26 protein-coding genes and 1 other annotated feature are annotated in these 25,769 nt (G+C 64.8%); of the genes, 18 read left to right on the top strand and 8 right to left on the bottom strand.

All coding sequences use genetic code 11. From position 1 onward, the window contains the following. Positions 1-45: 45 nt before the first annotated feature. From H9X91_RS11830 to H9X91_RS11815, 4 genes are all read right to left on the bottom strand, one after another. The gene (locus H9X91_RS11830; protein ID WP_204805303.1) at positions 46-339 is read right to left on the bottom strand and encodes a hypothetical protein; all 294 of its coding nucleotides are present in this window, start codon (positions 337-339) and stop codon (positions 46-48) included. 3 nt (positions 340-342) lie between these two features. Beyond that, a complete protein-coding gene (gene deoD, locus H9X91_RS11825) occupies positions 343-1,077 on the bottom strand; it encodes a purine-nucleoside phosphorylase (protein ID WP_204805301.1) in 735 nt (244 codons plus the stop codon). A 47-nt stretch (positions 1,078-1,124) separates the two neighbouring features. Beyond that, positions 1,125-2,201, bottom strand: coding sequence for an S-methyl-5-thioribose-1-phosphate isomerase (gene mtnA / locus H9X91_RS11820; RefSeq protein WP_204805298.1), 1,077 nt, complete (start codon positions 2,199-2,201; stop codon positions 1,125-1,127). Between the two features lie 160 nt (positions 2,202-2,361). Further along, positions 2,362-2,883 (bottom strand): nitroreductase family protein, encoded by a 522-nt coding sequence (locus H9X91_RS11815; RefSeq protein WP_204805296.1) that lies wholly within the window; start codon positions 2,881-2,883, stop codon positions 2,362-2,364. A 187-nt stretch (positions 2,884-3,070) separates the two neighbouring features. Between H9X91_RS11815 and H9X91_RS11810 the strand changes: the two genes are divergently transcribed. From H9X91_RS11810 to H9X91_RS11795, 4 genes are all read left to right on the top strand, one after another. Continuing rightward, positions 3,071-3,307: a sporulation transcriptional regulator SpoIIID gene (locus tag H9X91_RS11810; RefSeq protein ID WP_476739240.1), complete on the top strand. Its 237-nt coding sequence runs from the start codon at positions 3,071-3,073 to the stop codon at positions 3,305-3,307. Between the two features lie 46 nt (positions 3,308-3,353). Further along, positions 3,354-3,620, top strand: a complete 267-nt coding sequence (locus H9X91_RS11805; protein ID WP_204805292.1) for a hypothetical protein — start codon at positions 3,354-3,356, stop codon at positions 3,618-3,620. Between the two features lie 142 nt (positions 3,621-3,762). Next, complete coding sequence (locus tag H9X91_RS11800) at positions 3,763-4,755, top strand: LCP family protein (RefSeq protein ID WP_204805291.1); 993 nt, start codon at positions 3,763-3,765, stop codon at positions 4,753-4,755. Positions 4,756-4,807: 52 nt separating this feature from the next. After that, positions 4,808-6,247, top strand: coding sequence for an S-layer homology domain-containing protein (locus H9X91_RS11795; protein ID WP_204805290.1), 1,440 nt, complete (start codon positions 4,808-4,810; stop codon positions 6,245-6,247). A 52-nt stretch (positions 6,248-6,299) separates the two neighbouring features. On the opposite strand, the gene H9X91_RS11790 is transcribed toward H9X91_RS11795, so the two are convergent. The 4 genes from H9X91_RS11790 to H9X91_RS11775 are packed head-to-tail and all read right to left on the bottom strand — an operon-like array spanning position 6,300 to position 10,482. Further along, positions 6,300-6,593, bottom strand: coding sequence for a NifU family protein (locus H9X91_RS11790; protein ID WP_204805289.1), 294 nt, complete (start codon positions 6,591-6,593; stop codon positions 6,300-6,302). Continuing rightward, positions 6,590-8,113: an ATP-binding protein gene (locus H9X91_RS11785; protein ID WP_204805288.1), complete on the bottom strand. Its 1,524-nt coding sequence runs from the start codon at positions 8,111-8,113 to the stop codon at positions 6,590-6,592. Before H9X91_RS11785 ends, H9X91_RS11790 begins: the two co-directional genes overlap by 4 nt. 11 nt (positions 8,114-8,124) lie before the next feature. Further along, on the bottom strand, positions 8,125-9,486 hold the full coding sequence (locus H9X91_RS11780) for a vWA domain-containing protein (protein ID WP_204805287.1): 1,362 nt from the start codon (positions 9,484-9,486) through the stop codon (positions 8,125-8,127). 18 nt (positions 9,487-9,504) lie between these two features. Next, positions 9,505-10,482 (bottom strand): leucine-rich repeat domain-containing protein, encoded by a 978-nt coding sequence (locus H9X91_RS11775; RefSeq protein WP_204805285.1) that lies wholly within the window; start codon positions 10,480-10,482, stop codon positions 9,505-9,507. 182 nt (positions 10,483-10,664) lie between these two features. Here H9X91_RS11775 and H9X91_RS11770 point away from each other — a divergent pair, with 182 nt between their 5' ends. The 14 genes from H9X91_RS11770 (at position 10,665) to H9X91_RS11705 (ending at position 25,630) form a co-directional block, all read left to right on the top strand. Then, complete coding sequence (locus tag H9X91_RS11770) at positions 10,665-11,051, top strand: GntR family transcriptional regulator (RefSeq protein ID WP_204805283.1); 387 nt, start codon at positions 10,665-10,667, stop codon at positions 11,049-11,051. Continuing rightward, a complete protein-coding gene (locus H9X91_RS11765) occupies positions 11,048-11,902 on the top strand; it encodes an ABC transporter ATP-binding protein (protein WP_204805281.1) in 855 nt (284 codons plus the stop codon). The genes H9X91_RS11770 and H9X91_RS11765 overlap by 4 nt, the downstream gene beginning before the upstream one ends. Continuing rightward, positions 11,899-12,510, top strand: a complete 612-nt coding sequence (locus tag H9X91_RS11760) for an ABC-2 transporter permease (RefSeq protein ID WP_204805279.1) — start codon at positions 11,899-11,901, stop codon at positions 12,508-12,510. The genes H9X91_RS11765 and H9X91_RS11760 overlap by 4 nt, the downstream gene beginning before the upstream one ends. Positions 12,511-12,619: 109 nt before the next feature. Then, entirely contained in the window at positions 12,620-12,847 is a 228-nt protein-coding gene (locus H9X91_RS11755; RefSeq protein WP_204805277.1) for a zinc ribbon domain-containing protein, read from the top strand. 366 nt (positions 12,848-13,213) lie between these two features. Next, the gene (locus tag H9X91_RS11750; protein ID WP_204805276.1) at positions 13,214-14,827 is read left to right on the top strand and encodes a CTP synthase; all 1,614 of its coding nucleotides are present in this window, start codon (positions 13,214-13,216) and stop codon (positions 14,825-14,827) included. Between the two features lie 415 nt (positions 14,828-15,242). Further along, complete coding sequence (locus H9X91_RS11745; protein WP_204805275.1) at positions 15,243-16,316, top strand: M24 family metallopeptidase; 1,074 nt, start codon at positions 15,243-15,245, stop codon at positions 16,314-16,316. A 135-nt stretch (positions 16,317-16,451) separates the two neighbouring features. Beyond that, positions 16,452-18,065, top strand: a complete 1,614-nt coding sequence (locus tag H9X91_RS11740) for a putative manganese-dependent inorganic diphosphatase (protein WP_204805274.1) — start codon at positions 16,452-16,454, stop codon at positions 18,063-18,065. Between the two features lie 404 nt (positions 18,066-18,469). Continuing rightward, positions 18,470-19,471 (top strand): ABC transporter substrate-binding protein, encoded by a 1,002-nt coding sequence (locus H9X91_RS11735; RefSeq protein WP_204805273.1) that lies wholly within the window; start codon positions 18,470-18,472, stop codon positions 19,469-19,471. A 138-nt stretch (positions 19,472-19,609) separates the two neighbouring features. Further along, complete coding sequence (locus H9X91_RS11730) at positions 19,610-20,551, top strand: ABC transporter permease (RefSeq protein WP_420850740.1); 942 nt, start codon at positions 19,610-19,612, stop codon at positions 20,549-20,551. After that, positions 20,544-21,338 carry an ABC transporter ATP-binding protein gene (locus H9X91_RS11725; protein WP_204805271.1) on the top strand — a complete coding sequence of 265 codons (795 nt, stop codon included), beginning with the start codon at positions 20,544-20,546 and terminating at the stop codon, positions 21,336-21,338. The genes H9X91_RS11730 and H9X91_RS11725 overlap by 8 nt, the downstream gene beginning before the upstream one ends. A 233-nt stretch (positions 21,339-21,571) precedes the next feature. Then, positions 21,572-21,819 (top strand) — a binding site (T-box leader). A 154-nt stretch (positions 21,820-21,973) separates the two neighbouring features. Then, the gene (locus H9X91_RS11720; RefSeq protein ID WP_243414535.1) at positions 21,974-22,993 is read left to right on the top strand and encodes an ABC transporter substrate-binding protein; all 1,020 of its coding nucleotides are present in this window, start codon (positions 21,974-21,976) and stop codon (positions 22,991-22,993) included. 35 nt (positions 22,994-23,028) lie between these two features. After that, positions 23,029-23,892 (top strand): fumarylacetoacetate hydrolase family protein, encoded by an 864-nt coding sequence (locus H9X91_RS11715; RefSeq protein WP_204805269.1) that lies wholly within the window; start codon positions 23,029-23,031, stop codon positions 23,890-23,892. A 27-nt stretch (positions 23,893-23,919) separates the two neighbouring features. Beyond that, positions 23,920-24,864, top strand: a complete 945-nt coding sequence (locus H9X91_RS11710; RefSeq protein ID WP_420850739.1) for an ABC transporter permease — start codon at positions 23,920-23,922, stop codon at positions 24,862-24,864. Then, positions 24,857-25,630: an ABC transporter ATP-binding protein gene (locus H9X91_RS11705; protein ID WP_204805267.1), complete on the top strand. Its 774-nt coding sequence runs from the start codon at positions 24,857-24,859 to the stop codon at positions 25,628-25,630. The genes H9X91_RS11710 and H9X91_RS11705 overlap by 8 nt, the downstream gene beginning before the upstream one ends. Positions 25,631-25,769 lie beyond the last annotated feature (139 nt).

Below are 25,769 nucleotides of genomic sequence, written 5' to 3'. Positions count from 1 at the left end.
CGAGATCCCCCGCCGGGCATGCCCGGCGGGGGATCTGTCGTTTGCTTATTCCGGCACCACATGGGCCGGCTTCACCAGGTCTGCCAGCAGTTCTTTCGCCCGCGCCACATCCTCCGGCTTTACGGAGATGTAGTAGGTCAGCCGGTCGATCTTGCCGTTGGGGCCGAAGTCCCGGTGGTCCAGCTTGGCGCCGCAGCCGCAGGCCGGGGCCTCCGTCTCATAGTAGCCGGTCTCCATGATCTTGATGCCGGCGTCCTTCAGCCGCTGCCGTGCCTCCTTCCACCGGGGCTTGTCGCCCCAGACCTCATAGGCCTTCTCCCGCTTTCCGAACAGTGCCATGGCTCAGCCCTCCAGGGACTTCCAGGCGGTCTCCAGGGCGATCTCCATCATCTCGTGGAAGGAGTCCTGCCGCTCCTGGGCGGAGAGGGACTCTCCCGTAAAGATGTGGTCGGAGATGGTCAGCAGGCTCAGCGCCCGCTTCCCCAGCCGCTGGGCCGTCCAGTACAGGCCCGCCGTCTCCATCTCCAGGGCCAGGATGCCGAACTTGCGGTACATGGCCCCGGCGTCGGGGTTGTCGTTGTAGAACTGGTCCGCCGTGAACACCTGGCCCACGTCCGCCCGGACGCCCATGGCCTCCGCCGTCTCCACCGCGTCCCGGAGGAGCCGGAAGTCGGCGGTGGCGCACAGCTGGCCGGGGAACCGGTACTGGTCGGCGAAGTGGGAGTTGGTAGAGGCTCCCAGAGCGATGACCACGTCCCGGACCTTCACATCGTCCCCGATGCCGCCAGCGGAGCCGATGCGGATGATGGTGTCCACGCCGAAGAACTGGTACAGCTCATAGCTGTAGATGCCCATGGAGGGCACGCCCATGCCGTGTCCCATGACGGAGATGCGCTTGCCCTTGTAGGTGCCGGTGTAGCCCAGCATGTTCCGGACGGTGTTGAAGCACACCACGTCCTCCAGATAGTGGTCCGCCACGTACTTGGCCCGCAGGGGGTCGCCGGGCATCAGCACGGCCTTGGCGATCTGGCTCTCGTCCGCCGCGATGGAGGCAGAGGGGGATTCCTTGATGGCCATTTTCGATTCCTCCTTGTGATACAGATGTCGGATATTCCGCTTTGTTGTCAGGTCTCGTCGTCAAACAGCGCCGCCAGGCTCTCGGTGTACGGGGCCCGGCAGATGCCCTTCTCCGTGACGATGCCGGCGATCAGGTCGTGGTCTGTCACGTCGAAGGAGGGGTTGTAGCACTTCACCTCAGGCAGGGCCATGGGCTTTTCATACCACAGCGTCTTGATCTCCTCCGGGTCCCGCAGCTCGATGGGGATGTGGTCCCCGTCGGGGCAGTTCATGTCGATGGTGGAGGTGGGCCCCAGCACGTAGACGGGGATGCCGTAGTGCCTGGCCAGGATGGCCACGCCGGAGGTGCCGATCTTGTTGGCGGTGTCGCCGTTGGCGGCGATCCGGTCGCAGCCCACGAAGCAGGCCTGGACCCAGCCGTTCCGCATGACGATGGAGGCCATATTGTCGCAGATCAGCGTCACGTCCACCCCGGCCCGCTGGAGCTCGTAGCTGGTGAGCCGGGCGCCCTGGAGCAGAGGGCGGGTCTCGTCGGCGAACACCCGGATGTGCATGCCCCGCTCCGCTGCCAGCAGGAAGGGGCCCTGGGCCGTGCCGTACCGGGAGGTGGCAAGGGGCCCGGCGTTACAGTGGGTCAGCACGCCGTCCCCCTCCTTCAGCAGGCTCAGGCCGTATTCGGAGATGGCTTTGCACTTGGCGATGTCGTCCTCATGGATCGCCACGGCCTTTTGGTACAGGGCGTCCAGCAGCACCTCCCGGGGCTCCTGGAGACGGGCCCGGGCCACGGCCATCATCTCCCCGATGGCCCAGCTGAGGTTCACCGCCGTGGGGCGGGAGGCGTTGAGGGCCTCGCCGTCCTCCGTCAGCTTCCGCAGGAACGCCTGCCGGTCCTCTGTCCAGGCGTCCCGGGCCAGCAGGTACATGCAGTAGCCGGCGCAGATGCCGATGGCGGGCGCGCCCCGCACCCGCAGGGCCCGGATGGCCTCCACCATCTCATCCAGGGTGGTCAGGCGGATCTCCCGTTCCTCACCCGGCAGCAGGGTCTGGTCGATGATGTACAGGGCCTCCGCCTGCTTGTCATAGCGGATGTTCTGGGCGTGGGTGACAGCGGTGATGTCTGGCATGGTGGTCCTTCCTTTCCGGCGACGCACCCCGTTCATCCCTCCGGAGCGGCGCTCTCACAGTCTTTCGTTCAGTGTATCGCAAATCCGCTTTGGACGCAAGAGGTAGCCGCCCCGGGAAACCGGCAGGGCGGCGGGAATGTCCCGCCGCCCGGTGCCGCGCTCACACCCGGAGGATCCAGCCGTCCTTCCGGGGCTTGGGGGCGGGCAGTTCCCCGTCCACATACCCCAGGATGCAGTTGCCCACGCCCCGGTATGTCTCCGGCAGGCCCCACTTCTTCAGCAGCTCCTTGCCCTCCGGCCGGTCAAAGAGCTCCATGGCCCGGTTGATCCAGCAGGAGCCCAGCCCCAGGGCCGCGGCGGCGTTCATCAGGTTCCCCATCACCAGGGAGCCGTCCTGCAGCCAGTTCAGCTTCTCCCCGTCTCCCAGGACCACCACCACGGTGGGGGCCCCGTAAAAGGGGTCCGTGCCCGGGTTGCCCTGGATCTCGGCGTTCAGCCGGGACATATAGGCGATGGTCTCCGGGTCCTGGACCACCACCAGGACGGAGGTCTGCAGCCCCTTGGCGGACGGGGCCCAGGTGCCCGCCTCCAAAACGGCGTTCAACTCCGCCTCCGTGATCTGCTCCGCCTTGTACCGGCGGACGCTCCGCCGCTCCTTCAAAACCCGCAGCGTCTCATTCATCTTCTGTCGCATCCTTTCTGTTCAGGGCTCGGGGCATCGGGCCCCGGCTGTGTGCTCTGCCTGCATTATACCATACTTTTCCGGGTTTCCATAGCTTTTTCGCGCCCGGGCCGCCGGAATAACCCGTGCCTCCCCCGCATAGGATGGAGCAACAAGAGGCGGGGAGTGTTGTGTTTTGAAGGGTAACATGGAAGAGCGGGCCGAGCGGCTGGCTCAGTACATCATCGAAAACCGGACCACGGTCCGCGCCGCCGCACAGAAATTCGGCATCAGCAAATCCACGGTGCACAAGGACATCTCCGAGCGGCTGCCCCAGTTCAACCGGGTGCTGTATCTGCAGGTGAAGGAGATCCTGGAGGTAAACAAGGCCCAGCGGCACATCCGGGGCGGCATCGCCACCCGAAAAAAGTACCGCGGGGAATAAACGCCGCATAGACTGGTCATAGAAAGCTTGCAACGGAGGAATCGCCATGGCAAATCAATCCCGCTGCCGCTGCCGGACGGTCCGGTCCACGCCGGCCCCTTCCAGTGCGGCACCGGCGCCGTCTGTCCCGGAGCCCCCTGTCCGCCGCTGGCCCCATCCGGTGGAGGGCGCGGGCCCCGCACAGGACCTGGACCCGGCGCTCCACTACATACGATGCGCCCTCTCCTACCAGAACCAGCTGCTGGCCGACATCAAGACGCTGCTGCAGCAGCTGGTGCCGGAGGACGGGCAGGAGGACTCCGCACAGTCCTGAAAAATGGCGTGCCGGTGCGCGGCACGCCATTTTCCTCTTGTGTTTTTCCGCGATGCGTTTTATAATGGACAAGCATTATGTAAATCATCTGCGGAAAACGCCGGCGGCGATGATGCCCCGGCGGCAAGGAGCGTATCGTAACATGACAAAGAGAACCCGCCGGAGACGGCGCAGCTGGAGCAGGCTGCTGCTTCTCGTGGTCTTCGTGGCCGCCGCCCTGTACGCAGGCTACTTCTGCCTCTTCCGTGCCCCGGAGGTCCCTGCGGACACCTCCCAGCCCGACGAGACGGAGACGATCTCCGATCAGGAGACCGTCCAGGACCCGGAGGCCGAGGCCCGGGCCGCCCATCTGGAGCGCAAGCCCTACTTCTACACCATCCTGCTCTCCGGGTGCGACGACGGCAACGGCAACAGCGACACCAACATCCTGGTGGCGGTGGACGCCACCAACGGCTACATCCACGGCGTCAGCATCGCCCGGGACACCAAGGCCGTCTGGGACGGCAAAAGCCACAAGATCAACGCCGCCTTCGGCTCCGGCGGTGCGGAGAAGCTGGCAGAGGTCATCGGCGACCAGTTGGGCATCCCGGTGGATTTCACCGTATCCGTGGACCTGACGGGCTTTGAGGCACTGGTGGACGCCATCGGCGGCGTGGACTTCGAAGTACCCATCAATATGAACTACGACGACCCGTACCAGGATCTGCACATCCACTTCAATGCCGGGATGCAGCATCTCACCGGCGAAGAGGCCATGAAGGTGGTCCGCTTCCGCCACAACAACGACGGCTCCGGCTACGGCAACGAGGACATCGGCCGGATGCAGACCCAGCAGGCATTTTTGAAGGCCGTGGCCCAGCAGACGCTGACGCTGTCCAACCTGGACAAGATCGATGACTTCGTGAAGATCTTCCAGCAGTACGTGGAAACGGACCTGACGCTGGGAAATCTGGCCTGGCTGGGCAAGGAGGCCATCTCCATGGGGGCGGAGAACATCTCCTTCTCCACCCTGCCCGGCGAATGGCATTCCCCCTACATCTATCTGGACCCCGACGCCACCCTGGAGGTGGTGAACCAGTACTTGAATCCCTATGTGGAGGACCGGACCATGGAGGACCTGAACATCCCCGCATGAGCGTCCTCCCCGCCCGCAGAGGTATTCCGATCACAGGCAAGGAGGTGCCGTCATGAAGAAACGGATCTGCGCTCTGGCGCTGGCTCTGGCGCTGACGCTCTCAGTCCCCGCCGTGGCCGCCCAGGACAGTGCGGACAACTTCGTCCGCAGCAGGACCTATTCCGGTCAGTTTGCGGACCTGCCCGCCGACTCCACCTTTTACAGCAATGTGGCTGCCCTGTATGAGTACGGCCTGACAGTCGGCAAGGCCGACGGCACCTTCGGCCTGCGGGATCAGCTGACCGTGGGGCAGGTGGTCATCTTTGCCGGCCGCATCCGCAGTCTGTACCGCACCGGAGACACCGAGGCCGGTCCGGGCGCCCACGCCGGTGAGGACGATGAGGCTGCGGCCCTCCGGTATCTGCGGTATCTCCAGGCGGAGGGCGTCATCGGCACGGAGCTGGACGAGGTCCTGTCCGCCCCCGCCACCCGGGCCCAGGTGGCCCACGTGCTGGCAAGCACCCTGCCGGAGGAGGTCCTGCCCGCCGTCCATCAGGATCTTGTGACCCAGGCTTACGCCAGCCGCCGGTTCATTACGGACGTGACGGAATACACCCCCTATTATCAGGACATCCTGACCCTCTACCGCGCCGGCGTGTCTGTGGGCAGCGACGGCACCGGCTCCTTCCTGCCGGACCAGCCCATCACCCGGGGCGCAGCCGCCGCCATGCTGACCCGCATGGTGGACCCAAGCCTGCGGGTGACGCCGGACTGGGATCTGGGCCGGGAGAGCTGGAGCGCCCAGGGTGCCACCATGGGGGACCTGGTCCCTCTGGGGACTTACGTGGCTGCGCCCTCCTCTGAGGCAGAGCTGGATGAGAGCATCCGGTACATGCTGGCCTCCAACCAGAACACCCTGACGCTCCAGTATCCCAGCCTGTCCGTGGTCTCTGCCCGGCAGGTGATGGAGGCGGCGCTGGCAGACGTCAAGACCTACTGCGAGCAGTGCTACAACACTGTCAACTGCACCTACTCCGCGGACGGGGCCATCACCCTCACCTTCTCCGCTGCCGACGCGGGAGAGAAGATCCTGACCTACCGGGACGCCGCCATGGAAGCTGCCATCGCCGTCCATGACGACCTGTGGGAGCGCGGGGAGATCACCGCCTCCATGACGGACTATGAGAAGGCCCAGGTCTACTTCACCTGGATCTGCGACAACTGTGTCTACGACTACAGCGCCGGGGACAGCTCCCTGAGCCACATCGCCTACAACCTGTTTGAGAACGGCACCGCCGTGTGCGACGGGTACACCGGCGCCTACAACCTGCTTTTGAAGCTGGAGGGCATCGACTGCACCGCCCTGTCCAACAGCTCCCACATCTGGACCGTGGCCACCCTGGACGGCACGGAATACCACATCGACACCACCTGGGGCGACAGCGGCCCCGCCCCCAACTACAGCTACTTTGCCATGACGCCTGACGAGTCCTGGCAGCACCACAGCTGGTAACTGCGCAAACGAGCGCCTCCGGGATCCCGGAGGCGCTCTTCTTCTGCCTGTTTCACAGATGGTGGTCCCGCAGCAGCCGCTTGGCCTGCTCCCACAGCTCGTCGCTGACAGTCTGGACCACCACGACTTTCCGCACCAGCTCCGGCAGGGCCGCCGTCAGCTCATGCTCGATCAGCGTCTCGTTGGTCAGATCCGCCGAGGGGCACCCGGCGCACTGGCCCAGCAGCTTGATATACAGCACGCCATCCTCCAGATGGTCGATCTCCAGCTCCCCGCCGTGGGCCCGCAGGGACGGGCGCACCTTTTCGTCCAGGACGGCCTCGATCTGCTTCAGCTCTTCACTCATGTGTGTTCCTCCTGTTCCGCCGCCTTGGCGGCTGTGATCTCCTCCCGGATGCGGTGGCGGGTGCTGTCGAACAGCAGCTCCCGGTTGTGGCGGAAATAGGCGTCGCAGCCGAACTGCTCCACGAACCAGGAGGTGTCGTACCCGGCGGTGATCTCCGTCACGAAGATCACCAGCTCCTGTCCCTGACCGAAGGTGGTCTCCAGAAAGCGGAAGGCGTTGTCGAACATGGCCTTCGTCTCCACGGCCATGGTCTTGCGCCGCTCCACCTCCTGGCCGAACCAGCCCCGGACGGCGTCCATGGCTCCCTCCGGCGCCGCGGCCTCCCGATCCAGCCGCCGGCGATAGTCCTCCAACGCGTTGATCTCCCGCTGCCGGAGGTCCCGGGACTCCTTGTCCAGCTGGCCGGCCTCTTTGGCCTGCTTCATGGCGGTGCGGCGCTTCCACAGCAGCTGGTCCAGCACCGTCAGGGGCGGCGCGTCGGCGATCTTCTCCCGGAACTCGGTGAGCGACTTGTGGAGGGCGTCGGTGAGGGCGTCCTGCCGGCGGGTGTTCCGGGCCTCCTCGCTGAGGCGGGAGAGCACCAGCCCCATGACGGAGAGCTTCTCGTCAAAGGGGGCCTCCCGCAGCTCCAGGACCGTGATGTTCTCCCAGGTGCCGCTGAGGATTCCCTCCACGTGATAGGTCTTCTGGTACTTGTAGAACAGCTCCAGGTAATTGGCGAAGTCCTTGGCGATGCGGGGCATCTGGATGTACTGCCCCACCACCTCCCGGTCCGCCCGGATGCCCAGCTTTTCATAGGCGTAGAGGAGCTCGCTCAAGTCCTCCCAGCCCCGGGCGGTGGCGAACTGCAATCCGTCCGCCGTGTTCTCGATGCGGTAGAAGTTGTCCTTCTTGATGTCCAGGTAGGAGAGGATGGCCCCGTGAAGGTTTTTGCGGCGGGCGTATTCCTTCCACACACCGTAGTCCTCCTCCACGTCGATGCGCTTCACCCGGTCCAGCGTCACCACGTCAAAGTCCCGGACGGACTTGTTGTACTCCGGCGGGTTGCCCGCCGCCACGATGAGCCACCCCTCCGGCAGGGCCTGGTTGCCGAAGGTCTTGCACTGGAGGAACTGGAGCATCATGGGGGCCAGCGTCTCGCTGACGCAGTTGATCTCGTCCAGGAAGAGGATGCCCTCCTTCAGCCCGGTCCGCTCCATCAGCCGGTAGACGGAGGCCAGGATCTCGCTCATGGTGTACTCGGTGACAGAGACCTCCTCCCCGCCGTAGGTGCGCTTTTCGATGAAGGGCAGGCCGATGGCGCTCTGCCGGGTATGGTGGGTGATGGTGTAGGCCACCAGGCCCACGCCGGTCTCGGCGGCGATCTGCTCCATGATCTGTGTCTTGCCCACGCCCGGCGGGCCCATCAGCAGCACCGGCCGCTGGCGCACCGTGGGGATCAGGTAGTTGCCCAGCTCGTCCCGGGCCAGATACGCCTTCAAGGTGTTGGTGATCTCCTGCTTTGCCTGTTTGATGTTCATATCCGTACTCCTTACAGTTGGGGAAGTTCGTCCAAGTCGATGAGGTCCATGCCGTCCTGCTCCGCGGCCTCCCGGGCGGCCCGCTCCAGGGCCGGGGTGGGCACCACCAGCCGGATGGCCCAGGGGGGCATCCTCACGGCCAGGGGCGGCTCCTCCAGCAGCACAAAGGCCGTGTCATAGGGCGGCCGCTTCTGGGGGTAGATGCCCATGCCGTCGGTGAAGTACACCAGCCCCCGGAGGGAGGTAAAGGCCCCCTCCGCCCGGAGCTTCGCCACGTGGTCGAACACCGGCCGGAAGTCCGTGGCGCTGCCGCCCACCAGCTGGAAGTTCTCCATATACGCCTTCAGCTCCTCCAGGTCGTGGATCGGCGTGTCGGACCGGACCTGGTCGTCGCACTGGAGGATGCGGATGTTCACCTTCCGGGTGAAGGTCTCCGTGCTGCGGAGGATGGCGTAGGTGCAGGCCAAAAACTGCCGCACCAGCTCACCGGAGGTGGACATGGAGGTGTCCACTGCGATGACGAAGTCCTCGATCCGCTTCTCCTCCTTCGTCTCCGGCGGCTCCACCAGGGGCATGTTGCCGTAGAGCTGGAGGCCGTAGGTGTAGAAGATATAGTCGAAGGCGTCGCCGTCCACCGCCATCACCTCCCGGGGCACGGCGAACCGCCGGAGGAAGGCCCGGTAGTCCACATCGTCCCGGTTGGCCACCCGGATCTGCTCCAGCACCGCCTCGCCGCCGGTGGCCTGTCCCGCCAGCACCGTCTCCAGCCCCGTCTGGGTCTTTTCCGAGACGCCCTGCCACTTCTCCTCCCGCTGCTTCTGCTGCTCCTGGTCCTGCTGGTCCGGGTCCCACAGCCCGTGGTCGTCCACCAGAAAGGCCCGCTGGAGCCGGGCTACCTCATACGCCGGCAGATCCAGCCGCAGGAGATGGCGGTAGATGCCCTCCGCCGTCAGCACCGGCATCTCCGCCCGGCACTGGCCGTAGAACTTCTGCTTGGCGGGGACGAAGCCCCCGGCCAGACAGGGGTAGTCCAGCTGGTCCAGGATGCTCTCCACCGCGACATCGCAGGCCAGGTCCCACAGCTCCGGCGCCCTGCCCCGCTTCTTCCACAGGTGCCGCAGCATGCAGTGGAGCAGCACGTGGAGATACGCCCGGTCCACCGCCGTCCGGGAACGGAGATACCGGTCTGAGAGGAAGCTGCCGTCGTAGTACAGCGTCTCCCCGTCCGTGGCAAGGCTCAGCGTCACGCCCCCGCCGGGCTGGAAGTCCAGGCTGCACAATGCCACGTCCAGATAGGGCAGATTCAGATACAGCTCGTTCCGGGCCGTCTGCAGGATCTCCAGCCCGATGGCCGTCAGGTCCTTGGGCGCCATGGCGCACCTCCTTCCCGTTTACAGATCAAAGGTCTTATCCAGGCCCCGGGGGGCCTCGTCCCGCTGCTGCTCCAGCAACAGGGCCAACGCCTCGGCAGCGCCGGACTCCCGGGCCAGGTCCCGGGCGGCCGCCAGCTCCGCCGCCTCCGGCTCCGCCGTCCGCAGCAGGAACGCCAGTCCCGGCATGTCCCGCTCCCCCACCAGCCAGACCGCCGCCTCCCCGGCGTGGGTCCGGAGATAGGATCCGTACTGCTCCGCCGCCCGGGGCGACAGCTCCATCGGGTACCGCAGCCGCCAGAAGGCCAGCCGCACCGCACACCCCGCGTCGTGCTCCATGCCCAGAAAGCCGGGCCACAGCTCGTCATACGTCCGCAGATCCAGCTTCTTCCGGCGGAAGGAGTGGTGATAGGGATACCCGGCGCCGGAGATGTTGTAGTCAAAGTGATGGGCCGGGCAGTTTTCCTCGTAGACCTCTCGGTACTCCGGAAAGATCAGCCGGAAGAGGCTGCCGTCCGTCTCCCGGATGGTGACGTCCAGCTCCCAGGGCAGCTCGTCGGCAAACCAGGCCAGGGCGTCTCCCTGCTCCTCCTCTCGTGTCAGGTGGAGGGTGTTCAGGCTGCGGCAGTTCATCAGCACGGCAGCGCCCCATATCCGAATGCCGTCGTGGAGCCGCAGCGTCCGCAGGGCACCGCAGTTCATCAAGGCGTAATCCCCCATCCGCCGGAGGGACCGGGGCAGGGTCAGATCCTCCAGGTCCCGGTTGGTCCAGATCTCCGGGTCGCCGGCGCCGCCGCAGGTCACCAGCAGCTCCTCCCCCTCCGCAGGGGCGGCGGTGGGCGAGAGGGCATGGTCCCCCAGGGCCGTCACCGGCAGGCCGCACAGCGTCTCCGGCAGAACAGCCCGCTTGTCGCAGGTGGCCGCCCGCAGGACTGTGATCCCCTCCGCCTCCCGACGGAGGATCAGCCTCCAGTTTCCGCTGCCGGGAATGATCTCCACAGCGCCGCCTCCTCTCTTCGGACAGGCCGTTGTTCTCAACTTCAGTAGTGTATCACATTTTCCGCAGAGAGCCTAGTCGCAATGGCCACAAAATTTTTTCGCAGGATCCTGGATTTCCCTCTTGACAGATCCGTGTATACTGTATATACTGTGCATGTACAGTACGAACAGGAGTGACTTCCATGGAACTCATCATCCGCAACACCACCAACCAACCCATCTACGATCAGATCTACGCCCAGATCAAGGCCCAGATCATCGCCGGCAAGCTGGCCCCGGGAGAGGCGCTGCCCTCCATCCGGGCCCTGGCCAAGGACCTGCGGATCTCCGTCATCACCACCAAGCGGGCCTACGACGAGCTGGAGGCCGACGGCTTCCTGTACACCGTGGCCGGCAAAGGCTGCTTTGTGGCGGAGAAGAACCTGGACCTGATCCGGGAACAGAAGCTGAAGGAGCTGGAGGACCACCTGGACGCCGCCGTGGAGCTGGCCGCCCAGTGCGGCGTCTCTCCGGCAGAACTCCACGAGATGCTCCGTATCCTGCTGAAAGAGGAGGAACCTCACGTATGAACGCCATCGAACTGAGCCATGTGACGAAACACTTTCCCGGCTTTACCTTACAGGACCTGTCCCTCGCTGTGCCCAGCGGCACCATCTGCGGCCTGGTGGGCGAGAACGGCGCCGGCAAGTCCACCACCATCCGCCTGCTGATGGGCGGCCTGCAGCCGGACAGCGGCACCTGCACCGTCCTGGGGACGGACGCCGCCTCGCCGGAGTTCCTCGCCGTGAAAGAGGACATCGGCGTGGTGCTGGACGAGGCCTATTTCCCCGAGAGCCTGAACGCCCTGCAGGTGGGAGACGTCATGGCCAGGACCTACCGCCGGTGGGACGGCAAGCAGTACCGGAACTATCTCACCCGCTTCGGCCTGCCGGAGAAGAAGCCCTTCAAGGACTTCTCCCGGGGCATGAAGATGAAGCTGGCCATCGCCGTGGCGCTGAGCCACAGCCCCAAGCTGCTGGTGCTGGATGAGGCCACCTCCGGCCTGGACCCCATCGTCCGGGACGAGGTGCTGGAGATCTTCAACGAGTTCACCCGGGAGGAGGACCACTCCATCCTGATCTCCTCCCACATCTTGAGCGATCTGGAGAAGCTGTGCGACTACATCGCCTTCCTCCACCAGGGGCGGCTGCTGTTCTGCGACGAGAAGGACCGCCTGCTGGAGGAGTACGGCATCTTCGTGGGCACGGCGGATCAGGTGAACAGCCTCCAGGACGGGGCCGTGGTGGCCCGGGAGTCCAGCGGCTTCGGCGGCGTCCGGTGCCTGGTGAAGCGGGACCTGGTGCCCGCCGGCTGGGAGCTGGAGCGGCCCACAGTGGAGGACGTCGTCCTGTTTTTGGTGAAAGGAGCAAAGAAGCAATGAGCGCCCTGCTTTTGAAAGACTACTATGTGATCTTCCGGCAGATGAGGATCTTCCTGCTGCTGATCCTGGTGTTCTCCTGCATCCCCGGCACGTTTTACAGCACCTTCGCTGTGGTGTACGCCTCCATGCTGCCCTACACGGCCCTGGCCTATGACGAGCGGAGCAAGTGGGACCAGCTGGCCGCCATGATGCCCTACTCCGCCCGGGACGTGGTGCTGAGCAAGTATCTCTTCGGCTGGATCAGCGTGGCCATCGCGGCGGCTGCCACCTTCGTCCTCCAGACCATCCTCTCCTTCGTCTGGCTCAGCGACGTGACCGGCCCCTCCATCCCCGTCATTCTGCTGTCCGTGTGCGTGGCCGTGTGCATCCTGGACATCACCCTGCCGTTGATGTTCCGGTTCGGCGTGGAGAAGGGGCGGCTGGCCATGTTCCTCATCATCTTCCTGGTGTGCGCCAGCGCCGGAGGCATCGCCACCATCGAGCAGTCCTCCCTGGACGGCGGCTTCTACCTGTCCTTCTCCCTGGTGCCCGCCGCCATCGCCGCCGTGGTGCTGACGGTGGTGTCCATCCCCATGGCCATCCGGTTCTATGGCCGCAGGAGCCGGTGAGCAGTATGGAAAATGCGCCGAACGCCTCCCGCCCGGCACCCACGCCGGCGGATCTGGCCGCTCTGCTGGCCCTGTGCGGGGCGGCCCTCCTGGAGCGAAAGGAGCCGAGATGAAAAATGCCCATGTCTGCCCCAAGTGCGGCAGCAGAGACATCGTCCGCATCCCCGATCACCCCAGCCGCTACGCCAGCGGCAGCAACATCTACACCAGCAAATATACCCTCATGGGAAAGATCCCTGTCATCCGCTACGTCTGCTGCGGCTGCGGGTACGTGGAGAACTGGGTGGAGTCTCCCATGGAGCTGGTGCAGCTCCACCAGACCTTCGGGGACCGGTGAACCAGCAAGAGCCGGGCACGGAGCTTCCGTGCCCGGCCTTTGCCGAAATCCACAGAAAACCGGCCCGGACCGCCCCTTCGATTCTGCCGGTTTTGCCACGGGTCGGCCGTTGACATTTCCCCGGGCCGGTGCTACACTGGAACAGTATTTTTTGGAAACGCTTTGGGCGGCGGTTTGCGGCGGATGCCGCAACGCGACAACCAAACAGACACACCGCGGACCGCGGCCGAACGTCCCGAAAGAGACTGGGACTTTCAGCCGCAAAATCGGTCCGGCGGTGTTTTTTGTTTGTCGGGCTGTCAGCGGCGGGCGTACAACGGGCGTTTCCTGCAGAAACTGTGTGCGTGGAAAGGCAAGGTGAACGGCATGTCAACGAAATTCGTATTCGTCACGGGCGGCGTGGTGTCCGGTCTGGGCAAGGGGATCTGCGCGGCCTCCCTGGGGCGGCTTCTGAAGCAGCGGGGCATCCGGGTGCGGAACCAGAAGTTTGACCCCTATATCAATGTGGATCCGGGGACCATGAGCCCCTATCAGCACGGGGAGGTCTTCGTCACCGAGGACGGGGCCGAGACGGACCTGGACCTGGGCCACTACGAGCGGTTCGTGGACGAGGATCTGACCGGCAACAGCTCCGTGTCCTCCGGCAAGATCTACTGGTCCGTGCTGAACCGGGAGCGCCGGGGCGACTACCTGGGGGCCACGGTGCAGATCATCCCCCACATCACCGACGAGATCAAGCGCCGCATCTACGCCATGGCGGACGAGGACGTGGACGTGGTCATCACGGAGATCGGCGGCACTGTGGGCGATATCGAGTCCCAGCCCTTTCTGGAGGCCATCCGGCAGGTGGCGGCGGAGCGGCCCCGGGGGGACGTGGTGTTCATCCACGTGCCCCTCATCGTCCAGATCCCCGGCAGCGGCGAGCTGAAGAGCAAGCCCACCCAGCACTCCGTGAAGGAGCTGCTGAGCCTGGGCATCCAGCCGGACATCCTGGTGTGCCGGTGTGACGTGCCCATCACCGAGGACATCCGCCGGAAGATCGCCCTGTTCTGCAACGTCCAACCGGACTGCGTCATCCAGAACGCCACGGCGGAGACGCTGTATGAGGTGCCCCTGCTGATGGCCAGGGAGGGCCTGGACGAGGTGGTGTGCCGGAAGCTGGGCCTCATCACCCACCAGCCGGACCTGCGGGAGTGGAGCGCCATGGTGAAGCGGGAGAAGAACGCCCACAGGCGGGTCACCATCGCCCTGGTGGGCAAGTACACCCAGCTCCACGACGCCTACCTCTCCGTGGTGGAGTCCCTGAACCACGCCGGCACCGCCAACGACGCGGTGGTGGACATCCGGTGGGTGGACTCCGAGACCCTGACGGAGGCCAGCACGGCGGAGCGGCTGGCGGGCTGTGACGGCATCCTGGTGCCCGGCGGCTTCGGCGACCGGGGCATCGAGGGCATGATCGCCGCCGTGCGGTACGCCCGGGAACACCGCATCCCCTACTTCGGCATCTGCCTGGGGATGCAGATGGCGGTGATCGAGTTCGCCCGCCATGTGCTGGGCTGGACCGACGCCAATTCCTCCGAGTTCTCCGGCTCCACCGCCCACCCGGTCATCGACCTGATGCCGGACCAGGTCCACGTGACGGACAAGGGCGGCACCATGCGGCTGGGCCGGTACCCCTGCGTGCTGGCGGAGGGCTCCCGCAGCCGGGACCTCTACGGCCAGGCGGAGATCTCCGAGCGCCACCGCCACCGCTATGAGTTCAACAACGACTTCCGGGCGGAGATGGAGGCCGCCGGCATGCGCCTGGCGGGATTGTCCCCGGACGGCCGCCTGGTGGAGATCATCGAGCTGCCGGACCACCCCTGGTTCGTGGGCGCCCAGTTCCACCCGGAGTTCAAGAGCCGTCCCGACCGGCCTCACCCGCTGTTCTACGGCTTCGTCGGGGCCTCTGTGGAGAAGATGGAGGCTGACGCTCAATAAAATCCGGGCGGGACGGCTCTCTGCCATGCGGGCGGTTGCCCCGCAAGGGGCGAGCCCGCCGGCATCCCCCGCAGACTGCCGCTGTAAGCGGCTTGTCCGTCCCGACCGGCCTCACCCGCTGTTCTACGGCTTCGTCAAGGCCTCTGTGGAGAAGATGGAATCCGACGCTCAATAAAATCCGGGCGGGACGGCTCTCTGCCATGCGGGCGGTTGCCCCGCAAGGGGCGAGCCCGCCGGCATCCCCCGCGGACTGCCGCTGTAAGCGGCTTGTCCGTCCCGACCGGCCCCATCCGCTGTTCTACGGCTTCGTCAGGGCCTCTGTGGAGAAGATGGAGGCCGGCGCCCAATAAGCGCCCGGTATTCTACGGACTTTTGATGGCCGTCTGAGGACATCGGCGGCCCAGGAGGTAACACGATGAATCACTTTGCCAAGATCGCCGCTCAGCTGAGATCCCATGACCTGGACGGCGTGCTGCTGACCAACGAGGCCAACCGCTTCTACGCCTCCGGCTTTCACTCCGCCGGCACCGACGGCATGGCCCTGGTCACTCCCGAGAAGTTTTACTACTTCACAGACTCCCGGTACACGGAGGCCGCCCGGCGGCACATCCAGGGCGCGGACATCCGGGAGGTGGGCGCCGGCCGGGGGTACTCCGCGCTTTTGCAGGAGGCCGTCCAGCGCCACCACATCCGCCGCCTTGGGTTTGAGGACGCCTATATGACCGTCCGGGAGCATGGCTTTTACGCCAGGGCCCTGCCCTGTGAGCTGGTACCGGCGGCGGACCTGCTGGCGGAGCTGCGGGCGGTGAAGGACCCGGAGGAGCTGGAGATCCTGATCTCCGCCCAGCGCATCGCCGAGAAGGCCTTGGCGGACATTCTGAACGAGATCCGCCCCGGCGTCACGGAGAAGGAGACCGCCGCCCGGCTCCAGTATCTCATGCTCCACTACGGGGCGGAGGACAAGTCCTTCGACCCCATCGTGGTGTCCGGCCCCAACGGCAGCCTGCCCCACGGGGTGCCCTCGGAGAAGGTCATCCAGGCCGGGGAATTCGTCACCATGGACTTCGGCTGCGTGTACCACGGCTACTGCTCGGACATGACCCGCACCGTGGCGGTTGGGTCCGTGACGGATGAGATGCGCCAGGTCTATGACACCGTGCTGCGGGCCCAGCTGGCGGGCATCGCCGCCGCCAAAGCCGGGGCCACCGGCCGGGCGGTGGACGGCGCCGCCCGGGAGGTGATCGAACAGGCGGGCTACGGCCCCTATTTTGGCCACAGCTTCGGCCACGGCGTGGGGGTGGAAATCCACGAGGGGCCCAACGCCACCCCGTCCAACGACAAGCCCCTGCCTACCGGGGCCGTCATCTCCGCCGAGCCGGGCATCTACCTGCCCGGAAGGCTGGGGGTGCGGATCGAGGACGTGCTGTATCTCACGGAGGACGGCTGCCAAAACCTCACCCTGGCCCCCAAGGACCTGCTGATCCTGTAAATGCCCCCGCTCCCGCCCCGCCGGCGGGAGCGTTTTTCCCCGGCGGCGGTTGACAAAGCCGCCGGGACGACGCATAATAAAACCATCAAATTTCCAGAAAACGGATGCCCCGCATCCAGACAAAAGGGAGGAATCATGGACACCATCTATATCACCGGACACCGGAATCCGGACACGGACTCCATCGTCTCCGCCATGGCCTATGCCGCCCTGAAAAACGCCCTGGGCCAGCGGCAGTATGAGGCTGCCCGCCTGGGCCAGATCAGCGACGAGACCCAGACCGTGCTGGACCGCTTCGGCTTCCAGCCCCCCAAGCTGCTGAACAACGTGCGCACCCAGGTGCGGGATCTGGACTACGACACGCCCCCCACCCTGTCCGCCGCCGCCGCCATCAGCCGGGCCTGGCGGACCATGCAGAAGAACAAGATCTCCGCCATCCCCGTGGCCAATGAGGACGGGACGCTGTACGGCATGCTCTCCGCCGGGGACGTGGCCAACTACGACATGTCCTCCGTCCGCAATCCCAATGTGGGCAGGATCCCGGTGTACAACCTGCTGTCGGTGCTGGAGGGGAAGATCCTCAACCAGGGCGGCGAGATGCGGGACGAGATCTCCGGCGAGGTCACCATCGCCCTGCCCGCCAGCCGGGAGAACCTGATGTTCTCCAGCCCGGACAGCATCGTGGTCTGCGGCGACCAGCCGGACATGATCCGCCGGGCGCTGGAGATCGGCGTGGCCTGCATCATCGTCTGCCAGGCGGAGGTGGACCCGGAGCTGCTGGCCACCCAGACGGACACCTGCATCATCTCCACCGCCTTTGACGCCTACCGGGCGGTGCGGCTGATCTACCACGCCATGCCCATCAGCAGCATCTGCAAGAATTCCGACCTGGTGTGCTTCCACCTGGATGACTATATCGACGACGTGCGCAACGCCGTGCTGGAGAGCCGCTTCCGTGCCTACCCCATTCTGGACGAGGAAGAGCACGTGGTGGGCACGCTGTCCCGCTACCATCTGCTGCGCCCCCGGCGCAAGCAGGTGATCCTGATGGACCACAATGAGAAGGCCCAGTCCGTCCCCGGCCTGGACCAGGCGGACATCCTGGAGATCATCGACCACCACCGGCTGGCGGACATCCAGACCAAGAACCCCATCACCGTCCGCAACGAGCCGGTGGGCAGCACCACCACCATCGTGGCCGGCATGTACCAGGACAAGGGCCTGATGCCCACCGCCAAGATGGCGGGGCTCATGGCCGCGGCCATCGTGTCCGACACGGTCATGTTCAAGTCCCCCACCTGCACCCAGCGGGACATCGACGTGGCCAACCGCATGGCCCGCATCGCCAACATCTCCCTGAAGGAGCTGGGCCAGGTGATCTTCTCCGCCGCCGGCGGCGGCACCCGCTCTGCGGAGGAGATCTTTCGGACGGACTACAAGGAGTTCCACATCGCCGGCCACAACCTGGCCGTGAGCCAGGTGACCTGCATGGACTCCGACAAGCTGCTCCAGCGGAAGGACGAGTTCCTGAAGCTCATGACCTCCATCCGGAAGGAGAAGGGCTTTGACATGGTGATCATGATGGTCACCGACGTGCTGCTGGAGGGCACTCAGCTGCTGTTCGTGGGCGACCGGGAGACCATCCGCCAGGCCTTCAATGTGGAGGATGTGGAGGACGTGGTGTTTCTGCCCAAGATCATGTCCCGGAAAAAACAGGTCATCCCCATGCTCTCCGCCCTGTGGGGCTGAGAGGACGGTGTCCTGCCGCCCGGCGCTTTCCGCCTGGAGAGCGCCGGGCGGCTGTCCCTTCGGGACGATCCCATGTTCCCGGAATATCTTCCAGTTTTTTTGTATAAAATCACCATTGACTTTATCTGTTTAAAGCTGTATGGTGTAAAAGTACAAAGGCCGGCCGGCAGAAGGGAGCTCTACCATGGATCTGATCTGCGTGATGTTCCGCACTGTGGCGGAGCACTCTCGATTTTATGGCTGCCAGGTCCGCTATGCGGGCCGATATCGTCATAGGCAGAGCAGCCAGTGATGCAGCCATCGGCCGGTGGATCGCACCCCGTATGGAAGGCGGCTCTGCACTTGGGACAGAGCCGCCTTTTATAATTTTCCCCCCGATCAATCTTGTAAAGGAGATCACTGCGATGAAAAAGAAGTTTCTTGCCCTTGCCCTGACCGCTGTCATGGCTCTGAGCCTGGCCGCCTGCGGCGGCGACACCCAGACCAGCGGCGACACCTCCACGGATGACACCGCCTCCGGCGACGGCCAGACCTACACCGTCGGCATCATCCAGCAGATGCAGCACGAGGCGCTGGATGCCGCCACAGAGGGCTTCCAGGCCGCTCTGACGGAAAAGCTGGGGGACAGCGTCTCCATCGAGTTTGAGAACGCCTCCGGCGACCCCTCCAACTACTCCACCATCGCCAACAACTTCGTCTCCCAGGGCGTGGACCTGATCATGGCCAACGGCACCTCCGCCCTGCAGGCCGCCTCCACCGCCACCAGCACCATCCCCATCCTGGGCACCTCCATCACCGAGTACGGCGTGGCCCTGGGCATCGACGGGTTTGAGGGGACCACCGGCTTCAACGTCTCCGGTACCTCTGACCTGGCGCCCCTGGACCAGCAGGCGGAAATGCTGCACACCTGGTTCCCCGAGGCCCAGACCGTGGGTCTGCTGTACTGCTCCGGCGAGCCCAACAGCCAGTATCAGGTGGACACCGTCCAGAGCTATCTGGAGGAGATGGGCTACACCTGCACCCAGTACTCCTTCTCCGACTCCAACGACCTGTCCGCCGTGGCCACCAACGCCTGCGCCCAGAGCGACGTGGTCTATATCCCCACCGACAACACCGCCGCCAACAACGCCGAGCTGATCGGCAACATCGCCCTGGATTCCTCCACCCCCATCATTGCCGGTGAGGAGGGCATCTGCAAGGGCTGCGGCGTGGCCACCCTGACCATCAGCTACTATGACATCGGCTACGCCACCGGTGAGATGGCCTATGAGATCCTGGTGAACGGCGCCGATCCCGCCGCCATGCCCATCGAGTACGCCCCCCAGTTCACCCCCAAGTACAACCCCACCATGTGTGAGGCTCTGGGCCTGACCGCCCCCGAGGGCTATGAGGCCATCGCCGAGTAACCACCCCGCACTTTCAAAAAGCTGAAAAGAGCCAGCGGAAAAGGGGCTTCCCTTTTCCGCTACTCTTTGCTAGAATAGAGCAGCAAACTTCCTCCGGGCGAGACCCGGAGGATCTTGGAGGGATCTCACTTGAACATCATGCATCTGGTCAACGCCCTGCCGGGCGTGGTTGCCCAGGGACTGATCTGGGGCATCATGGCCATCGGGGTGTACATCACCTACCGCATCCTGGACGTGGCCGACCTGACGGTGGACGGCACCATGGCCACCGGCGGCGCCGCTTTCATCATGCTGACCATGGCGGGCGTGCCCCTGCCGCTGGCCCTGCTGGGCTCGTTCCTGGCAGGCGTGCTGGCCGGACTGGTCACCGGCCTGTTCCACACCGTCTGCGGCATCCCGGCCATCCTGGCCGGCATCCTGACCCAGCTGGCCCTGTACTCCGTGAACCTGCGGATCATGGGCCAGGCCAACCGGCCCGTCAGCTCCCGGCAGTATGAACTGCTGGTGGACCAGCAGAGCGTCCGCTCTCTCAGCCTGGACAACCCCATCCTGGTGGTGGCCATCTTTGTGGCGGCGGTCATCGCCCTGCTGTACTGGTTCTTCGGCACGGAGCTGGGCGCGTCCCTGCGGGCCACGGGCTCCAATCCCAATATGTCCCGGGCCCAGGGCATCAACACCAACTTCACCAAGGTGCTGGGCCTGATGCTGTCCAACGGCCTGGTGGCCCTGTCCTCCGCCCTTCTGGCCCAGTATCAGGGCTTCGCAGACGTGAACATGGGCCGGGGTGCCATCGTCATCGGCCTGGCGGCCGTCATCATCGGCGAGGTGATCTTCGGCAAGCTGTTCCACAACTTCGCCCTGAAGCTGGTGGCGGTGGCCATCGGCGCCATCCTGTACTACCTGGTGTATCAGGTGGTCATCTGGCTGGGCCTGAACACCGACGATATGAAGCTCATCACCGCCCTGATCGTGGCGGCATTCCTGGCCATCCCCTACTGGAAGGGGAAGTACGCCCGTGTCAAGGTGCCGGCCGGCGGCGCCAAGGCGGAGGTCAAGACAGGAGGGGAACAGGATGCTTGAGATCAAGAACATCTGGAAGACGTTCAACGCCGGGACCGTCAATGAGAAGCAGGCCCTGCGGGGCGTCAGCCTGACCCTGAAGGACGGGGACTTCTGCACCGTCATCGGCGGCAACGGCGCCGGCAAGTCCACCATGCTCAATGCGGTGGCCGGCACCTTTACGGTGGACAGCGGCGCCATCGTCATCGACGGGGTGGATGTGACCCGCCTGCCGGAGCACAAGCGGGCCAAGTTCATCGGCCGGGTGTTCCAGGATCCCATGATGGGCACTGCCCCCACCATGCAGATCGAGGAGAATCTGGCCCTGGCGGCCCGCCGCGGCCAGAGCCGGGGCCTGGGCTGGGGCATCACCAAGACGGAGCGGGCCGACTATCGGGAGTTGCTGCGGGACCTGGACCTGGGGCTGGAGGACCGGCTCACCAGCAAGGTGGGGCTGCTCTCCGGCGGCCAGCGCCAGGCACTGACGCTGCTGATGGCCTCCCTAAAGCGGCCCAAGCTGCTGCTGCTGGACGAGCACACCGCCGCCCTGGACCCCAAGACCGCCGCCAAGGTGCTGGAGCTCTCCGACCGGATCGTGGCGGAGAACGAGCTGACCACCATGATGGTCACCCACAACATGAAGGACGCCATCGTCCACGGCAACCGGCTCATCATGATGTACGACGGCAACATCGTCATCGACGTGTCCGGCGAGGAGAAGAAGAAGCTCACGGTCCCAGATCTGCTGGACCTGTTCAGCAAGGTCAGCGGCAGTGACGAAGCCGACGACAAGATGCTGCTCTCCTAAAGCCGCTGATCAGGCCCCCGCGCAGCGGGGCGCGCATCAGCGCGGACAAGCATTTTGCAAAGCAAAATCTTGGCCCGGAGGGAATTCATTTCCCTCCGGGCTTTTCCCGTCACAGGGCTGTTCTGCCGGGGGCCGCTTTCCGCCCGGGATTTATCCCTTTAAAGCAGGAGAAAAGATTTGTGCAAAATCACGGTTGACATTTCCGTCGCCGCTTCGTATAATGCAACCAATCAGAAAAACCGTTGAGCAAGAGGAGTACCTGGTCAGGTCACCTTTCAGAGAGCCGTGGATGGTGGGATCACGGCAGAGAACTTTCCAGCGAATGGACTTGCGAGGGCAGCGCGAACGGCGAGAGTTCAGTAGCGTCTGACGGGACCCGCACCCGTTATCCGGGCGGCGCGTATGGAAGTACGTGAGACGAGCGGGCGCTTTGCGTCAACTTGGGTGGTACCGCAGGACGGTTTCAAGTCTTGTCCCAAATATGGGGCAGGGCTTTTTTTGATGCCTTTTGACCTCTCTGGAAAGGAGACTCTCTATGAAACTCTATACGAAACGATGGCGGAGCTCGGAAATAGATCCCGAATTCCTGACTCCTCATTTCTAATTTCTAATTGATCGAAAGGTTGGTAAATACTATGATGAACATTCTGAAGAAATTGGCCGCCTGCGGCCTGTCCCTGACGATGGTCCTGTCCCTGGCCGCCTGCGGCGGCAGCACGGACGACACCGCCTCCAACAATGACACCTCCGCCGATGGCGGCGAGACCGTCAAGTACCTGATCGGCATCAGCCAGTACGGCCAGCACGGCTCCCTGGACAACTGCCGGGAGGGCTTCCTCCAGGGTCTGGAGCAGGCCGGCCTGGTGGAGGGCGCCGACTTTGAGGCAGACTATCAGAACGCCAACTTCGACGACAACCAGGCCACCCAGATCGGCCAGATGTTCTCCGCCGAGGACGTGGATCTGATGGTGGGCATCGCCACCAACGCCGCCACCGCCTGCTTCAACGCCGCGGAGGACAAGGACATCCCCGTGATCTTCACCGCCATCACCGATCCGGTGGGCGCCCACCTGGACGAGGGCAACATCACCGGCACCTCCGACGCCCTGCCGGTGGCCGGCCAGCTGGAGCTGATCCGGGCCCTGCAACCGGACGCCGACACCATCGGCATCGTCTACACCACCAGCGAGGCCAACTCCGTCTACTCCATCAGCGTCTATGAGGAGCTGGCGGCAGACTACGGCTTCACCATCGACGCCGTGGGCGTCACCTCCCAGGCAGAGGTCACCCAGGCGGTGGACACTCTGCTGTCCCACGGGGTGGACTGCCTGTCCAACCTGACGGACAACAACGTGGTGGGCGTGCTGGGCGCCATTCTGGAGAAGACCGATGAGGCCGGCATCCCCGTCTACGGCTCCGAAGTGGAGCAGGTGAAGCTGGGCTGCGTGGGCGGTGCGGGCCTGGACTACGTCCAGCTGGGCATCCAGACCGGCCTGATGGCCGCCAAGGTCCTCACCGGCGAGGCTTCCTGCCAGGATCTGCCCTATGAGACCATCGAGAAGTACGGCCTGTATATCAACTCCGACACCGCCGCCAAGCTGAGCATCACCATCCCCGACGACATCGCCCAGCAGGCCGAGGAGTGCGCGGAGTAAGTCCCCGGCTGTAAACAGAAAAAGGAGAGTCCATTATGAAGCTGATCACCTATCGCCAGAACGGCGCCGAACACGTGGGCGCCCTGACAGAGGACGGAACCGGCGTCCTGCCCCTCCCCGTTCCGGATATGAACACCCTGATCGAGACCATGACCCTTACAGACCTGCGCTCCGCCGTCGCCGCGGCGGAGCGCGGCAGCGCGCTGGCGCTGTCTGACGTGGAGCTGCTGGCCCCCATCCCCCGCCCCCGGCAGGACGTGCTGTGCCTGGGCATGAACTATCTGGCCCACGCGGAAGAGGCCGCCCGATACAGCGCCGACGCCTTCCGGAAGGAGCGGCCGGTGGCCGTGTACTTCTCCAAGCGGGTCAGCGAGGCCGGAAAGCCCGACGGCGTCATCCCCCGCCACGCAGGTCTCACGGACCGTCTGGACTACGAGGCGGAGCTGGCGGTGGTGCTGGGCAGGACCGCCCGGGACGTGAAGGCCGCCGATGCGGCGGACTGCATCTTCGGCTACACCGTCCTCAACGACGTGTCCGCCCGGGACTTGCAGACCGGCCACAAGCAGTGGTACTTCGGCAAGAGCCTGGACGGCGCCACCCCCATGGGTCCTGTGCTGGTGACCGCCGACGAGATCGCCTATCCCCCGGCGCTGGAGATCACCTGCCGCGTCAACGGGGAGCTGCGGCAGCAGTCCAACACCTCCCTGCTGATCACCTCCATCGGCCAGATCCTGGAGGAGCTGACCGCCGGCATGACCCTGCTGCCGGGCACCATCATCGCCACCGGCACCCCCGCCGGTGTGGGCATGGGCTTTGACCCGCCCAAATTCCTCCAGTCCGGCGACGTTGTGGAGTGCGCCATCGAAGGCATCGGCACCCTCCGCAGCACGGTGGTCTGATCATCTCACAAGGAGGCATCTCAACTCATGGACGTGATGGAACTGCTGACCAGCACCCTGATCCAGGGTCTGATCTACGCCCTGATCTCCTACGGCGTGTATATCACCTATTCCATTCTGGACTTTCCGGACCTGGGGGTGGACGGCACCTTCCCCCTGGGTGCCGCCGTCACGGCGGTGCTGATGACCCGCGGCGTCAACGCCTGGCTGACCCTGCCCATCTCCCTGGTGGTCGGGGGCCTGGCGGGCCTCTTCACCGGCGTGGTCCACGTGAAGCTGAAGGTGCGGAACCTGCTGGCGGGCATCATCACCATGACGGCCCTGTTCTCCGTGAACCTGCAGATCGCCGGGTCCAACCTGAACATTGACCGGTCCATCGACACCATCTTCACCTCCGCTCCGGTGATGGCCCTGTTCGGGGACCTGTCCCTCTCCGGGCGGAAGCTGATCGTGTCCCTGGCGCTGGTCATCGTGGTGAAGCTGCTGCTGGACGCCTACTTCCACACGAAATCCGGCCTGCTGCTGCGGGCGGTGGGCGACAACGCCACCCTGGTGACCACCCTGGCCAAGGACCGGGGCACGGTGAAGATCCTGGGCCTGGTGATCTCCAACGCCCTGGTGGCCTTCGGCGGGTGCATCGTCTGCCACGAGACCCGCAGCTTCTCCGCCACCATGGGCACGGGGCAGCTGGTGTACGGCCTGGCGGCGGTGATCATCGGTGTGTCTCTCATGCACTTCTACGCCTCTACCCGGCTGACCCGGGGGCTGCGGAAATCCCGGGCGCTCCGCTTCCTGGGCTCTCCCCAGGGCACCACGGCGGTGGTGCTGGGCAGCGTGCTCTATAAGCTCTGCATCCAGATCGCCATGAGCATGGGCCTGCCCACCAATATGATGAAGCTGATCACGGCGGCACTGTTCCTGCTGGTGCTGGTGCTGTCCGGCCGGAAGGGGGAGGCGATCATCCATGCTTGAGGTACGGAACGTCACGAAGATCTACAACCCCGGCACGCTGACGGAGCAGCGGCTGTTCGAGGACTTCTCCCTGACGGTGGAGGACGGCCAGTTCGTGGCCATCGTGGGCAGCAACGGCAGCGGCAAGACCTCCCTGCTGAACATCATCTGCGGCTCCATCCCCATTGAGGGCGGCGACGTGCTGGTGGGGGGACAGAGCATCTCCAGGCTGAAGGACTACCAGCGGTACGCCACCATGGGCCGGGTCTACCAGGACCCTGCCGCCGGCACCTGCCCCAATCTCACCATGCTGGAAAATCTGTCCCTGGCGGACAACAAGGGCAGGTCCTACGGCTTGAGCCGTGGCGTCAACAAAAAGCGCATCGACTTCTACCGCCAGCAGCTCTCCGCCCTGGGCCTGGGACTGGAGGATAAGCTGGACGTGCGGATGGGCGCTCTCTCCGGCGGACAGCGGCAGGCGGTGGCGCTGCTGATGGCCACCATGACGCCGCTGAAATTCCTCATTCTCGACGAGCACACCGCCGCCCTGGATCCCAAGACCGCGGAGACCATCATGGTCCTGACGGACAAGGTGGTCCGGGAGAAGGGGCTCACGGCCATGATGGTCACCCATAACCTCCGCTACGCGGTGGAGTACGGGGACCGGATCCTGATGATGAACCGGGGCCATGTAGTGCTGGACCGGGCGGGGGCGGAAAAGCAGTCCACCTCCATGGACGACATTCTGGCCATGTTCAACAAGATCTCCCTGGAGACCGGGAACTGACGAAAAGCGGGCATCCTATGGATGCCCGTTTCAGCTTGTCGAAAAAGTCTTTTCGACAAGCTGCTTGCGTTTTCCAGAACTTTGAAAAGTTCTGGAAAACGGTTGATTGAAAACGAAAGACACCCTTCCTGGGTTTCTT

Origin of the sequence: Oscillibacter valericigenes (genome assembly GCF_016902445.1) — a bacterium.
Taxonomy (GTDB): domain Bacteria; phylum Bacillota; class Clostridia; order Oscillospirales; family Oscillospiraceae; genus Oscillibacter; species Oscillibacter avistercoris.
This window is presented reverse-complemented; position numbering and strand designations above follow the sequence as displayed.